Genomic DNA, 15410 nt, shown 5'->3' with positions numbered 1-15410 from the left:
TCATGCATGCACATCCCTGGTGTAAACGCCTGCAAACCTCGTTACCGGATGAGATGTTGCGCGCGGCGGTATTGGCTGACGATCCGCTCTGGGAAAAGGTCGAGACAGAGCTGGTCAAGCTGGGATCGCTGGCGCATAACCAGGTCGATCTTAACGTGGTGGCGGGTTACTGCCTGACCTTGCTGGAAAGCAAGACCAAAGACATGCGGGTGCTGGTGCAGCTATTGCGCTGCTTACAGCACCCGGCCAAAGCGACACCGTTTTCTACCGCGCTGATGCTACTGGACAGCTGGTTGGAGAGCTACTGGGTGGCCGCTTGGCCCGCCAGTCCGGTTCAGAAACAGAAGTTGATGATCCAGATTGTTCGGCGTTTTGAGAGCGTGCTTCCGCGTATTGCAGAAAGTGCATCCAGCGCAGAGCTGGAGCAATTGCAGCAGTTAACGGAGAAGGTGGCGACCCGCTGGGGCGAGCTGGCGAGCGACAAAGCGGCGCTGATGGATGAACTGGTGCAGGGCGTTAAGCGCGCCAGACAGCGACAGCAGGCGCAGGAACAGGCGAATCAGACGGCAAAACCGACCCCGGCAGCGAGCGGCAGTGGAGGCGCAGGTGGAAGTGAAACCAGCGCCAGTGCGGCCCCGACACCCGTCAGTTCGGTGGAGATTAATTCATCCGACGAGCGCGGCTGGCGGCAAACCCAGTTGAACGTCGCCGCGCTGCTGGTTGAGCGTCATCCCGACTCACCGATGGGCTACCGTCTGCGCCGCCACGCTATCTGGTCCGGTATTGCCACTCCGCCGATGTCGTCCAAAGGGAATAAAACCCAGCTGGCACCCGTCTCGTCAGACCGTGTAGATGAATACCAAAGTGCGCTGGCGCAGGCCGATTTGGCGCTGTGGGAACGCATAGAACAAAGTCTGGTGCTGGCTCCTTACTGGTTTGATGGTCACATGCTGTCTGCCTCGGTGGCCTCACGGTTGGGACATGCTTCTGTCGCGACGGCGATTGCTGAGGAACTTTCTGCGTTTCTTCTGCGTGTGCCGGAGCTGCGTGAACTGGCGTTCAGCGATGGCGCGCTCTTTTTAACTGGGAAGTGTAGCCAATGGTTGCAGTCCAGCCAGCCCGTGCGCGGCGGAGGCGGAGCGCGACAGGACGATTTGGCGACGGAGGCGGCGGCCTGTCGGGATGAGAAAGGGATTGGGGCGGCGATGCAGTTACTGGATGAACGCATGCGCCGCCTGAAAGAGCCGCGTGACCGCTTTTATGCCGAGTTGGTACTGGCGGATTTACTCGCCGAAGAAGGGATGAAGTCACTGGCAGCACAGCACTATCAGCACATGTGGCAGGAAAGCCAACAATTGGGCCTGATGCAATGGGAACCGGGAATGGTCAGCCGCGTGGAGCGGTTGGCGGCATCCCGCAAAAAATAAGACATTCGGAGTGAATGGTCACTTATGTTTAAAACAATCATAACCTTTCTACGCAAGCAGTTGCCTAAACTGAAACCCTCCTGGCTACTATTGGGCGTGCTACTGTGGGTCGTCGTGCTGGTTCTGGCCTGGTGGCTGGGGCCGCGTTTGGTGGTGGGCGAGTCGCGTCCATTACAGGGAATTTGGGGCCGCGTGGTGTTCACGCTGGTTTGGCTGTGGCTGGCGTTCTCCTACAGCGCCTGGATGGTCTGGCGTCGTGTGCAGCAGATGCGGGCGGAACGTCATGAGCAGCAGGTGATTGAACAGGATCCCTTGCAGGTGTATGTCGACAGCCAGCAGACATTTCTCGATCGCTGGCTGGACGCTTTTCAGACTCAACTGGGCAAAAGAGCGCTGTATGCGATGCCCTGGTATCTGACGATTGGTCTGGCTGGCAGCGGAAAAAGTAGTCTGATCCATCGTGCTAATCCGGCAAACAAAATGAACCCGAAGCTGGATGCGGAGCTGCGAGACGTGGCGGCAGGCCAGCAGGTGAGCAGTTGGGTCGGGGAATCTGCGGTGATTTGGGATCCCAGCGGACAGCTACTTGCCCAGCCTGAGCTGGAGGGCGATTCGCTCGGACAGCGCCATGCCCGACTGTGGCAGCACCTGCTACAGTGGCTCAGTGAAAACCGCCGTCGTCAGCCGCTCAACGGTCTGGTGCTCACGCTGGATATTTCCTGGCTAGCACAGGCTGGCGTCGCGGATCGTAAAGCCTACGCGCAGGTGATGCGCGCCCGTTTGCAGGAAATTTCCGTCAATATCAACACGCGTTTACCGGTGTATATCGCGCTGACCCGGCTGGATATGCTGAGCGGCTTCGATAAGGTCTATCGCCAGTTGAACCGCGAGGCGCGGCAGGCGGTATTAGGGGTGACTTTTACCCCGCAGGCGAGCAACAGCAAAGACTGGTTAGAAGAGCTGGAGCGTTTCTGGGATGAGTGGGTCACGCACCTGAATGATAACCTGCCAGACATGCTGCTGACGCAGTCCGACAGAAGCGTGCGCAATTCGCTGTTCTCGTTTGTTCGCCAATTGGCTGGCGTGAAAGACTACGTGGTGGAAGTGCTGACGGAAACGTTAGCGACGGGCGAAGATCGCGCGTTCCTGATCCGCGGCGTTTACGTCAGTTCTGTCTATCAGCAAGGCGTGCCGTTCGATGCCTTTGCGCAGTCGGCTTCCCGACGTTATCAACTGCCAGAGCCGATTAACCCTGCGCTGCGCGGTGAATCGAATACGTTCTTTGTGCAGCGCCTTTTTCCTGATGTCATTTTCCCTGAGGCCAGCCTGGCGGGGGAAAACCGGTTGCATAGCCTCTATCGCAGACGTCGACTGAGTATCGGCGTGGGCTGCATGCTGCTTGCCAGTCTGGCGCTGATTGGCGGCTGGCACCATTTCTATCGAGTCAATGAAGAAGCCGGACGTAACGTACTGACGAAAGCGCAGGCGTTTATCGGCACCAATGAACTGGAAGGGCAGCCGGGCTACGGCTATCAGCAGTTGCCGCGTCTGAATTTGATTCGCGATGCGACCTTATCCTTTGGTAATTACCACGAACGTACGCCGCTACTGGCCGACCTTGGCCTGTATCAGGGCGGTAAAATTGGGCCTTATGTTGAAGGCACCTATCTGCAAATGCTGAACCAGCGCTTTTTACCGGCGGTGATGCAAGGGCTGCTGGAAGATTTGAATCAGGCGCCTGCCAATAGCGAGCAAAAGCTGACGATTCTGCGCGTGATGCGGATGCTGGATGATGCGTCAGGACGCAATAAAACGCTGGTCGAACAGTTTATGGCGCAGCGTTGGCAGAAGGCATTTCCTGGGCAGGGCAATGTACAGGAACAGCTGATGCAGCATCTGGATTACGCCCTTGAGCACACCGACTGGCACAAGGCGCGTGAGCAGAAAGATGCGGTAGCGATCAGCACCTTTGCACCCTTTAATCAGCCGATCACGCTGGCTCAGCAGGAACTGAGCAAGCTGCCGATGTATCAGCGCGTTTATCAGAGTCTGGTCATGAAGGCGACTCAAGTGCTGCCACCGGATTTAGCGATCCGTGATGAGGTCGGGCCGACCTTTGATCCAGTGTTTTCCCTGCGCAATGACAAAGCGGGAAGCGTGCCACGGCTGCTGACGTATCCCGGTTTTAGTGATTATTACCTCAAGCAGGACAAAGCGCTGTTAGAGCTGACGGCACTGGACGCTTGGGTGCTGGGGCAGCGCGAACGTGCGCAGTTCAGCGAGGCCGATCGGCGGGAAATTCTGCGTCAGGTGAATGACCGCTACATTACGGATTACATCAACCAGTGGCAGAAAGTGCTGGCGAACATTGATGTGCAGACGCTCGATACGCCGGAACAGGCGCTCGACATTCTCACGGATATTACTGGCAACGATCAGCCCTTCCAGCGCGTGCTGACGACGGTCAGTGATAACACCCGCATTCGTAAGCTGTCCGATGACGATAACGACACCGCGCAGAACATCAACACGCGTACCGGTCGTCCATTTATGACCATCAACGCAGCGCTGAGCGGACGCGGCGAGCAGGGGCCGCTGGTGCAAGAGGTCAACCAGAAACTGACCGATCTCTATCACTATCTCGATCAGATCGTTAACGCGACCGATCCGGGGCAGGCGGCGTTGAAAGCCGTGCAGGCGCGGCAGGGAAATAAATTTGCCGATCCGGTGTTCGCCTTGCAGCAATACGCCCGCAGCCTTCCCGCGCCGCTGGATCGCTGGGTCGGACAATTAGCCGGAGAGAGCGCTAGTCTGGTGACCGGGCTGGCGATGTCGTCGCTGAATCAGGAGTGGCTGGATAAAGTCGTCACGCCATTCAATGAGAAGCTGGCAGATCGTTACCCCTTTGACCCGTCATCGAACAAGGATGTGCCGCTGTCGGAAATGGAAATGTTCTTCATGGCAGGTGGGACGCTGGACAGCTTCTATCAAACCAACCTCAAGGCGATGATGGAAAGCGGCATGCTGGAAGAAGGCATGGCGTCACCGTTGCAGGCTGAACTGGTGAAACAGCTTGAACGCGCTAACCGCATCCGCCAGACCCTATTTAATGCGCAGGGTAGTCTGGAAGTGCATTTCGTGCTGGAACCGCTGGAACTGACGGCGAACAAGCGCCGCAGCGTGCTCAATCTGGATGGACAACTGCTGGAGTACAGCCACGGTCGCCGCCAGAAAACGCCGCTGGTGTGGCCAAACAGTATGCGTGACGGGGCCGAAAGTAAGCTGACTCTGGTGCCGGACGATCGTGAGCGTTCACCGCGTAGCCTGAGCTTTAGCGGGCCGTGGGCGATGTTCCGGTTAATCAATAGCGATCAACTGACTCAGGTGAATGAGAACACTTTTGATGTGCGCTTCTCGCTGGAGAACGGTGCGATGACGTATCGCGTGTATACCGATGCCAGCCACAACCCGTTTGCCGGTGGTTTGTTCAGCCAGTTCACGCTGCCTGACTCGCTTTATTAATTAACTCTCGGGAGCCCGTTCAGGCTCCCTATTGCTGGATGATGTGATATGCAAGATGCACAACAGGCCCTGAAAGTCGGCCGCGATCCACGGATGCTGCCGGAGTTTGACGCACTTCGGGCGGAAATTAACAAGTTGAGTCACGCGTCTCGCCCTGATGTGGATTGGATGCTGGTGCACGATATGGCCACCACCATCTTTGAAAAGCAGGGCGTGGATCTCCAGACGGCGATCTACTTTACGCTGGCGCGTTCGCGGCTGGCGGGATTGACGGGATTCACGGAAAGTTGCGAATTTCTGGCGAACCTGATCGTAACGCAGTGGGATAACTTCTGGCCGCCGGTGCATCAGGAACGGGCGCGCATCGAGATGCTGGACTGGTTTATTGCCCGCATCAGCGAAGTGGTGCGGCAGTACGCCATCAGCCATGAACACAAGCGGCTGGTTTATCGCTGCGAACGCGCGCTACAACTGATGAGTGAAAAACTGCACAACTCGGGCCTGAGCCGCATTCCTCGCGTCGAGAATCTGCTGCACTTCGTCGAAGGCTACACCCATTTGTTCGATGAAACCGAGATTGTCATTGTGTCGGACGATCAGGAACTGAAAAAGCAGGATATGCAGATTCCGCCCATGGTGTTCTTTCATTCAGACATGGAGCCCGGCGCGACGGTGCAAAGCAGTGGTTCATCAGGCTCGGGCCAGGCTCCATTGCCCGCAGGCAGTATTCTCATCGGACGGGAGAAAGGGCAAATGAAACCGACGGTATTGAAAATTGAGGCGCATAAAAAGCAGAAGCCAGCCTGGTTTTGGTTTGTCTCTGGGCTGTTGACCTGTGCATTGCCCGTGGCGGCGATGACGGGCTGGCAGTATTGGCAGGATCAGAAAGCCGACGCGCTGGCGTTACTGCAACAGCCAGCGTACGCGTTGCCTGCGGCTCCCGATCATAACGACATTCGCCGGGTGCGTATTGTGCTGGGCGAACAGAAACTGCAGGGCATGGAAGGCGAGCTGATCAACCGCTATCAGGCACAGCTGGAACAGGTGAAAAACGCGTCGCCGTTTTACCTGTACCAATACGGTAACGGCTTGAAAAACGTGATGCAGCAGCTCTATCCCGATTCGCTGGCGGTGAAGGAGATGGAACGCCAATGGCAGATTGCGCTTGAACGCCAGCAGGGCGATGAACCGAAAACGCTGGGTTACGAACAGGCTCGTGCCAGAGTCAACGATACCTTGCAGCAGCTGCTGGAACTGGAACGCCAGCGCCGGACAGTGACGATCTCCTATCTGAAATCAAAGCTCTACGACATGCAAAAAGACCTGATGTCGGATGTTCCCTTCGGGATACGACTGCGGGAGCTTGAGGCGCGTAAAACCAAGAGTCAGCCGCTGACGCCATCGGAGCTGCGTGCGATGGAAGATGAACTGCGCGCCTTCAATATTCGCCTGTACCGTTTGCAGCAGGGTAATTCCGCCAGCTGATTATCGTGAAGGGAAAAACGCTGAGCACATGATGAAATACAAAAAATTATTGATAGCCCTCTCGGCCTGCTGGCTGGCGTCATGTCAGGCGCCGGTTACGTCGCTGCCTGAAACGGAACTGGCGGCGTCAGCAAACCGGGGAAATGGTGAGGCACAATATCATTTGGCAAAGACGCTCGCCGCGCGCTCACAGTACACCGAGGCGATGCAGTGGATGCAGAAGGCATCTGGCCTGTCTGAGCTGCCGGGCAATCAAGAAATGCGCGCGGCCGCCGCACTTCAGGTTGGTGACTGGTATCAGGCAGGGCTGGGTGCGCCCAAGAACAGTCCGTCTGCTCGCCAGTGGTGGACAACGTCCTCACGTCTGGGAAATGGCGAAGCGGGGCATCGGCTCGGCATGGACTGTCAGGTTCAGCATCAGGGAAAACTGGTCGCGGCCTGTCTGAGTGCGTTTGAATCCTCAGCGGCGAACGGCTATCCCCCTGCGCAGCTGATTGTTGCCCAGTGGCACGCGACGCATACGGGCGGCGAAAAAGAGGCCGTATCGTGGCTGCTGAAAGCCGCAGAACTTGGCAATCGGGATGCGCAGTACCAGCTGGCGCAGCGCTATGAACAGGGCAACGGTGTGGTTATCCGTCGCGATCTGGCTGAACGCTGGTATTTCCGCGCAGCGACGCTGGGGCAGGCACAGGCGCAGCTGTGGATGGCGCAGCACGAAGACGGCGAAAATGCGTTGAACTGGTATCAAAAATCCGCGTCATCAGGCGATGCGCAAGCACAGCTTTGGCTGGGCAAGGCATACCGCGAAGGTAAGCGCTTACCTTGGGATGAGCAAAAGGCGCGTTATTGGCTGGAGCGTGCTGCATCTGGCGGATCGGGTGAGGCAGATTATTTGCTTAGCCAGAGCCAGACAACCCATGAAAAACGTGAACAGTATCTGGTTCAGGCCTCCTCCGCGGGCTATATCCGGGCGCAGCGCGAGCTGGGCGAGCGGTTATTTAAAGCGAACGAACTGGCGCGTGCGCGTGAAGAATATGCTAAAGCGGCATCAGCAGGAGACACCGAATCTCGGCTGGCTTACGGTGAAATGCTGCGGCTGGGGCAAGGCGGTAAAGAGGATTATGTTGAGGCGATGAAACAGTACCGTCTGGCGGCAAATGACGGTAACCGTATGGCTCAGTATCGTATGGGGATGATGCGTCAGGATGGGCTGGGGGCATCCCGCAATCGTATTCACGCCTACGCCTGGTATGCCATGGCCGCGACGGAGGGGATGAGCGAAGCCATTCATGCACGTAACGATCTGGAAGCGACGATGCAGCCGGATGAAATCAAGGCCGGACAGCGGCTGGCAATGCACTGGTCATCGGGGAAAACAGAGTAATTCGTAGTGGTTGTTTGTCGGTGCTCACTAGCTGATAGGCAACCGCTGCTGGTAAATCGTTAAAGCAGAACCAGCAGAGCAGAGCGGTCTGGCTGGATCATAAATAGTGGCAATAAACAGGCGGGTGTTGCGTGATAGCAACACCCGTTTTTTGTTTTTATTGCTCTTTTATTCGTCGTCTTATTACGGGATATCCTGATTTTGCTATGCCTGTTTTTCACAAAAAACGTAAGTGACTGCTTACTCTTACCGTTATGAAAATGAGTAAATTATCGTCAAATATAGTTTTTTGCTATTAATAAGCACTATTTCTATCGGTCATTCATTTCTTTAATTCATCACTAACTCAAACTTTCAGAATAACTGCGCATTCTGCGCAACTTCTTGCTCACTTTCTGGTGTAAATCACTTTTTGCGCAATGTCTGCAAACGATTTGCGAAGTCTGCGCAACTTCTTGCTCAAATTTTACTTAGGTGAAATTTTTGTTAGGTAATTTTCTTTATAAAACATAAAGATAACTTTTGGCATGTGTATTGCTATACAGACGGTGAAGTTACTCATTCTGTTAAACAGCTAAATCTATTCAACACCGATCTATTCAACAACAAGGAGCAACACTATGCCAACTCCATGCTATATCAGCATCGAAGGTAAAACTCAGGGCAACATCACCGCGGGTGCTTTCACTTCTGATTCTGTCGGCAACATCTATGTGGAAGGCCACGAAGACGAAATGCTGGTTCAGGAATTCAAACACATCGTCACCGTACCGACCGACCCACAGTCTGGTCAGCCGTCCGGCCAACGTGTGCACAAACCGTTCAAATTCACCGTCGCGCTGAACAAAGCGGTTCCGCTGATGTACAACTCTTTGGCATCCGGCGAAATGCTGCCGACCGTAACGCTGAAGTGGTACCGCACGTCGGTTGAAGGTAAGCAAGAGCACTTCTTCTCTACCGTGCTGACCGATGCCACCATCGTTGACATCGACTGCAAAATGCCACACTGCCAGGATCCGTCAAAACTGGACTACACCCAGTTGATCGAAGTGTCACTGGCCTACCGCAAAATCGACTGGGAGCACACGGTTGCCGGTACTTCTGGTTCTGATGACTGGCGTGCGCCGATCGAAGCGTAATCTTTCTGTCTCTAACCCGGGCTTGTCCCGGGTTTTCTGCGTTTTTCTTTGGGGCGGTGTTTTTTACCCGCGTGGCGTTTTATCAACATGACTTGTGGTGTGAGCAGACTCAGACCACAACTCAGGTTTTCATTTTCATCAGGATAGCGACATGCCGCTCTGGGGTAACCCGAGGCGTGCGGTAGCCATGGCAACGGCGAAGAAGGAGAAAGCAGGTGGCAAACAGTACAGGATTACAGTTCACCGTTAAGGTCGGTGCCCTGGCAGCAGGCACTTTTGCGGTGGTGGATTTCAGGCTGGATGAAGGGCTGAACCGGCCTTTTAGCCTGTCGCTGAGTCTGGCGAGTGCGCTGCCGGATGTCGATTTCGGCGCGGTGCTGGACCAGCCGTGCGAGCTGATGATTTGGTATGAGGGCGAGCTGAAGCGCCGGGTCAGCGGGATTGTCAGCGGCTTCACGCAGGGCGACACCGGATTCCGGCGCACGCGCTATCAGGCGGAAGTCCGTCCGGCGCTGTGGCGGCTGGGGTTGCGCACCAACGCCCGCATTTTTCAGGCCCAAAAGCCGGAGGCGATTATCGGTGCACTGCTGGAAGAAGCGGGCATTACCGACTACGCCTTTGCGCTGCGTAACGAGCACGCGGTGCGTGAATACTGCGTGCAGTATCGGGAAAGCGATTTGGCGTTTGTCACCCGTCTGGCCGCCGAGGAAGGACTGTACTTCTTCCACGAATACGAAGAGGGCAAACACCGGGTGGTGTTTGCCGACGATGCGGGGGCACTGACCAAAGGCCCCGAGCTGTTCTTCAACCTGGCGACACAGGGGCTGAGCGAGGGCGAATATGTCCGGCGTTTCCACTACGCAGAGCGGGTGAGTACGGCCGAAGTCGAGCTGAAAGACTACAGCTTCAAGACGCCGGCTTACGGGCTGTCGCACAAGAAGATGAGCGGTGAGCTGGCGCATCAGCGTGAAAGCTATCAGCATTACGACTATCCGGGTCGCTATAAGCAAGACCCGAGCGGCAAAGCGTTCAGCGGTTACCGGCTGGATGCGCTGCGCTCAGGGGCGGTAACGAGCGAAGGGGAATCCAACTGCGCGGGGCTGATGCCGGGCAACACCTTCACCCTGACGGAGCACCCGAATGCGACGCTGAATGCGGTATGGCAGACGGTGAGCGTGACACACGTCGGGCAGCAGCCGCAGGCGCTGGAGGAGGAAAGCGGCGGCGAACCGACCACCATGAGCAACAGCTTTGCGGTGGTGAAAGGTACAACGACGTGGCGTGCCGCCATGCCGTACAAACCGATGGTGGACGGCCCGCAAATCGCCACCGTCGTTGGTCCAGCGGGTGAAGAAATCTACTGCGACCAGTACGGTCGGGTAAAACTGCAATTCCCGTGGGATCGCTACGGCGCGAGTAACGATCAGAGTTCCTGCTGGGTGCGCGTTAGTCAGGGCTGGGCGGGCGGCCAGTACGGTATGATCGCCATCCCGCGTATCAGTCATGAAGTGATCGTCAGCTTCCTCGAAGGCGATCCGGATCAGCCGATTATCACCGGACGTACTTTCCACGCAACCAATCCGACGCCGTATGTTTTACCGGCACATAAAACACGCACCACGCTTCGTACCGATACCCATAAAGGCAGTGGTTTCAACGAACTGCGCTTTGAGGATGAGGCAACGCGTGAACAAATTTACTATCACGCGCAGAAAGATATGGATGGTGTTATCAACAACATCCACCGGCAGAGCGTAGGACGCGATCAGCACCTCAGCGTGGATCAGGATCAGTTCCAACGGGTCACGCGTCACCGTCACCGCACGATAGGCAAGGACGACTTTGAAAACATCGGTCAGGACCATCATCAGGAAATTGGCCGAAGCTTTATTCAGAAAATAGGTTCTTCGTTTAAGCGCTTCATCGGTGGTGGTGAGATTACCCGTATCGAAGGAAGCCGTCAGACGACGATGTCCGGCTCTGAAGAGACGCTGATCGGTGCGCACCAGCGCGTTCTGGTGAATACGGACAGCTACCTGAAAGCCGCGGATATCGTGCTGGAAGCGGGGCAGGCCCTGACCATCAAAGCGCCGGGTGGCTTTATCAAGATTGATAGCGCGGGCGTCACGATTTCCGGGACGATTGTGAAAATCAACGACGGCGGTGCGGCTGGCGTAGGGACTGCGCCAGTATCGATTACGCCAGAAGACCCGACGAAGCCCACGCTGCCGGATGCGCCAGACAGACGTTAAGGAGGAACTATGCCAGGTGCTGCACGTTTAGGGGACAGCTGCGCGGGTCACGGCTGCTTCCCTGCTACCCCGATTATTGAAGGCAGCGGTGATGTCATCATCAATGGCAAACCGGCGGCCCGTAAAAGCGATGCGGTCTTACTCCACGCTTGCCCCTGCCCGAATATGCCTCATGGTGTACATAATCGTGCGATATCCGCGGGATCCGGTACGGTCATCATCAATGGCAAGCTGGCGGCGCGTATCGGTGATGCGATCGGCTGTGGCGGCTCGGTCGCCGCTGGCAGTGGGGACGTCATCATTGGTGATTCGCCCTATCAGTCTCCGGTGAAACCCTGCGCCGAACAGTCGGCAAAAAGCCGCGCGCCTCTGCTGGCATTGACGCCGATGCTGTTGCCAACGTTAATGGAATGGGCGTCGGTCGCCGAACTGCCTATTCTTGATGACTTGCTCTCCGTCGCCCAGCGTAAAGAGCGCTATCTGGCGCGCGCCAAGTTGGCGACCGAGGCGGCGACGCTGCCGGGATTAGCCGATGCGGCAAAGCGGCTGGCGTTTAATAACGACAGCATCTTACGCGCCGAAGCGGCTCAGTATGTTTATTCGGTTGATGAATTCCGACGAGGCGTGCTGGACAAACTACCTAAGGCACCGGTTGGGCTGGATATTCTGGATACGAGTAAGCTTCCAGGCCTGACAGACAATGATTTTATGGACAAGAAAACAGGGTTTGGTTCTGCTCTGTTCAAATCAGCAATTAATGGCGAAACGATGTTGACCTACCGGGGCACCAATAATGCGGTGACAGGCGTTAAAGACTGGTTGACTAACGCTGGGCAAGGTATGGGGTTGGAGACGGATCAATACAATCAGGCCATGTATTTGGCAAAGCGGGTAAAAAACGTTCTTTCTCCGCCACCTGTCATCGTGGGGCATTCATTAGGCGGTGGTTTGGCATCGGCTGGCGTTGGCGTAACGGGATTACCCGGCTATACCTTTAATGCTGCGGGTTTGCATAACAATACCGTGTCGCGTGCAGGTGGTGCAGACTTGGCGAAAACAGCTTCGCTGATAACAACGCAGGCTGTGGATGGTGAGGTACTAACGATGGCACAAACCTATGGCAAAGCGTTGATTCCTGGTTTGCTATCCGGTGCGGGCGCATTGATTGGCGGAGCCGCTGGTGCGGCGCTTGGGGGTATCATTGGTGTAGCAAAACTGTTGGAAGGGGGCCTGCCGAAAGCCAGCGGTGATATGATGGCACTTCCCGCTGTCGGCGGCTCGCCGATTGCTCGCCACGGTATGGATCAGGTGATTGCGGGTATTGAAAGCCAGAAAAAGGAAGATATCGGGAAGATAACCAATACATTCAGGGGAATATAATGCAATGGTTGGCACGTATAAAATGGGTAGGCGTCGTTATTCTGGGATTATTAACCGCTTGTCAGGCGGGAGGACACAGTATGCGGGCGAGTGAACTTTTTGAGCCGCCCGTGGTGGCGGTACTGGAAAGTATTCAAAAAGGTGACGAATCAGCCGCTCGTCATCAGCTGTCGCAGGGCGTTAACCTGAATATTCAGGGGAAAGAAGGTATCACGCCGCTGCTGTGGCTGATTTATGAAACGAAGGATAAAAAGGCCGTCACGCTGGCGCTTAAACTGGGTGTCGATCCGAATTATAAAGATGGGTTTGGCGACAGTGCGGTTAATTCCGTGGCGGGCGCGAAAGACCCTGACTGGCTGCGTATTATTCTGGACGCGGGAGGCGACCCGAATGCAATTGGGCGTCGTGGTCAGCCTGCAATATTTAGTGCTATTGGTGAGGAGCGCTGGGCCGATATCAAATTACTTGTAGAACGGGGAGCTGATTTGAACCTCGTTGATGGTTCCAAAGTAAACAGCGCCCACTATGCCGCTTATCTGAATAAATATGAAGTCGCATATTGGCTGATAGAACACGGCGCAGATAGTAATATTTATGATGATACAGGCAGTAATCTCGCTTTTACCGTGGATGACAGCTTATCCATTATGTCTCCTAAATCGCCTCACTACCCTTGGGCGTTAAAGGTAAAGCAGCTGTTACTGGATCGTGGCGTTAAATTCCCACCGCTGTCACCTGCTGAAGTTAGGGAGCGTAGGGAAAAAGGACTGCCAGTATAGTTTTATTTTGATTCTCCGTTTTATTAATCATTTTGCGTTATAAAAATAAACGGCATGTCTCGACCCGATAGTCTGCGTGATTATTGGGTCGTTGCTGCTGTGATGAATACACGCTCATCGTATTAAAAATTATCTCATTTACTGACAGGCAAATAACGATGATGGCAAACGGTTATACCCTGTTTGAAATCAGCCAGTTTAATGCGCCGCTGTTCGCTATTATCTCGCCGTTGAGTTATCCCCAATTACCTGAGTATTGGCAGGCTTTTCAACCTGCGGCGTCAGATATATGGCAACAACTGCATTTTGGCAAGGATGCCGAAAACTGGCAGATGTGGGCGCCTATTGTGGTGAAAATAGAAGAAGGCAAACCGGGGGAAACACTGCTGCACTGGCTGACTGAGATGCAGCCGGAGCGGCATAGTGGCGTAATTCTCATGCATGGTAAACTGACACTGCAGCAGGTGGCTGATTTTTGGCAGCAGCGCATTTCCTGTCTCTGGCCTGATGGCACTAGAGCGCTATTTCGTAGCTATGCGCCAGACGTTTTATCGGCCTGGTGGCCCACTCTGGATCTTGCTGCTCAAACTGATTTTCTCGGTCCGTTGAATAACCTGTATTTGCCCATAGTCGATAGCGAGTGTGGGGAATATCAGCTATTCGCACAGCGGGACGTAAAATACGAAAATAATCACGGCCTCGATAAAACGTACCACATTACTTTAACGCACGATCAATATTCCCTTCTCGCTAATGACAATCGCTTACACCGACTCGCGAATGAACTGTTCCTTTTTGTCAGCGTGCAATGTGTTTTTCCGCTGGATATTGAAATAGTCAAAGCGCGCTTTATTAGCGGCATTGCCTTCGCGAAAAATTATTACCCCAAAGCCAGTGAAGCGGAATGTGAAGCCTGGGCCGCCCACCGCTGGGTACTCGGGAGTGAATTCTATTTGCATCCGATCTTTATTCATCTGACTGAACGTTATTCGATTGCGGACAGTATTCGGATTTTTAAATCTGAACCTGAACGTATTGAGAGTGTGCAGCTTAATTACCATCGCCCCGGTTGGATGCGGGGAGAGTTACCCGACATAACGGAGGTCACGCTGTGAGTGTATCGCAACCTTTCCTTGAACTGCTGCCGGAAGATGACGCCGCCTGGCAAACGCGTATCGCTCAGGGCGGCTGTTTTGTTATCGCAGAAGCATCGATGAACGATGCAGTCCCCTGGCTGGCCGAGCGTTGGGGGGGCAGCCTGGAGCAGACGCGTTTGTACTGGGGGGAAACAGGGCGCGTTCATGCCTCGGTATCACCCTATTGTATTCCGCTTAATGTCGCCAACTGGCCTCAGGTGAAAGAACACCTTGTCACTCAACCGGGCTGGGGAATGGGGTTACAGCTAGCGTGGTTTATGCAGGCGTATTCGCCGCTCGATCAACTGCTTGAGGTCACGAAGCATCTGCGACAGTGGAGCCTGGTGGCTTCACCTTCTGGGGAAAACGCCATCCTGCGTGTGGGGGACTGGCAGGTGGTGAATCAGCTGTTATCCGCCAGTTCCGCACAAGAAGCCTGTGCGCTCTATGGTCCGATAGCCAGCTTCTGCGACATTTCCCCTGACGGTGTAGTACGCGCCTTAAACCTCACTGCCCGTGAACCCCATTCTATTCCAGACATCCTGCCGCGCCAGCTGAGTGCTGAACAATGGCAAGCCATCATGGTGCCGTACGGGCATCAGAATCTGGCGCGCTATATGGAACATCTGCGTGCTTACCATGCTGACTGGCAAAACGCGCCTGATGATGAATTACGGGCGTTTACCCATCAGCAGGCGGAACAGGCGAAGAGCAACGGCTTTAACAACGACCGCGATATCGTGCGTTGGCTGGCATTGGCGACAGAACTCTCGCCGGAATTCATTCATCAGCCCTGGGCAAAAAATATTCTGATACAGCCTGAATACATTGGCACGCAAAGCCGCATGGATCGCCTGTATCAGGCAGCTATTGACCACCTGGACGAAGCATAAAATAAAAAGGACG

Annotated in this window: 10 protein-coding genes; all 10 read left to right on the top strand. The window is 55.0% G+C overall.

The window, feature by feature from the left end:
- Positions 1–2: 2 nt before the first annotated feature.
- The 10 genes from tssA to R9X49_RS21440 all read left to right on the top strand — a co-directional run bounded on the left by tssA (position 3) and on the right by R9X49_RS21440 (position 15397).
- Entirely contained in the window at positions 3–1427 is a 1425-nt protein-coding gene (tssA, locus tag R9X49_RS21485; protein ID WP_319850298.1) for a type VI secretion system protein TssA, read from the top strand.
- Between the two features lie 24 nt (positions 1428–1451).
- Positions 1452–4949, top strand: a complete 3498-nt coding sequence (gene tssM / locus R9X49_RS21480) for a type VI secretion system membrane subunit TssM (protein WP_319850297.1) — start codon at positions 1452–1454, stop codon at positions 4947–4949.
- 48 nt (positions 4950–4997) lie between these two features.
- Positions 4998–6434, top strand: a complete 1437-nt coding sequence (locus tag R9X49_RS21475) for a VasL domain-containing protein (protein WP_319850295.1) — start codon at positions 4998–5000, stop codon at positions 6432–6434.
- A gap of 28 nt (positions 6435–6462) precedes the next feature.
- The gene (locus R9X49_RS21470) at positions 6463–7818 is read left to right on the top strand and encodes a tetratricopeptide repeat protein (protein WP_319850293.1); all 1356 of its coding nucleotides are present in this window, start codon (positions 6463–6465) and stop codon (positions 7816–7818) included.
- A 620-nt stretch (positions 7819–8438) separates the two neighbouring features.
- Complete coding sequence (locus tag R9X49_RS21465) at positions 8439–8957, top strand: Hcp family type VI secretion system effector (RefSeq protein ID WP_039348868.1); 519 nt, start codon at positions 8439–8441, stop codon at positions 8955–8957.
- Between the two features lie 215 nt (positions 8958–9172).
- The gene (locus R9X49_RS21460) at positions 9173–11209 is read left to right on the top strand and encodes a type VI secretion system tip protein VgrG (protein ID WP_319850292.1); all 2037 of its coding nucleotides are present in this window, start codon (positions 9173–9175) and stop codon (positions 11207–11209) included.
- A gap of 9 nt (positions 11210–11218) precedes the next feature.
- On the top strand, positions 11219–12589 hold the full coding sequence (locus tag R9X49_RS21455; protein WP_319850290.1) for a PAAR domain-containing protein: 1371 nt from the start codon (positions 11219–11221) through the stop codon (positions 12587–12589).
- A gap of 80 nt (positions 12590–12669) precedes the next feature.
- Complete coding sequence (locus R9X49_RS21450; RefSeq protein ID WP_319850366.1) at positions 12670–13368, top strand: ankyrin repeat domain-containing protein; 699 nt, start codon at positions 12670–12672, stop codon at positions 13366–13368.
- Positions 13369–13526: 158 nt separating this feature from the next.
- Positions 13527–14483 (top strand): DUF4123 domain-containing protein, encoded by a 957-nt coding sequence (locus R9X49_RS21445; protein WP_319850289.1) that lies wholly within the window; start codon positions 13527–13529, stop codon positions 14481–14483.
- Positions 14480–15397, top strand: coding sequence for a DUF4123 domain-containing protein (locus R9X49_RS21440; RefSeq protein ID WP_319850287.1), 918 nt, complete (start codon positions 14480–14482; stop codon positions 15395–15397). The genes R9X49_RS21445 and R9X49_RS21440 overlap by 4 nt, the downstream gene beginning before the upstream one ends.
- Positions 15398–15410: the final 13 nt, after the last annotated feature.

The organism is Pectobacterium carotovorum (assembly GCF_033898505.1).
In the GTDB taxonomy this organism is placed as follows: Bacteria; Pseudomonadota; Gammaproteobacteria; order Enterobacterales; family Enterobacteriaceae; genus Pectobacterium; species Pectobacterium carotovorum_J.
This window is presented reverse-complemented; position numbering and strand designations above follow the sequence as displayed.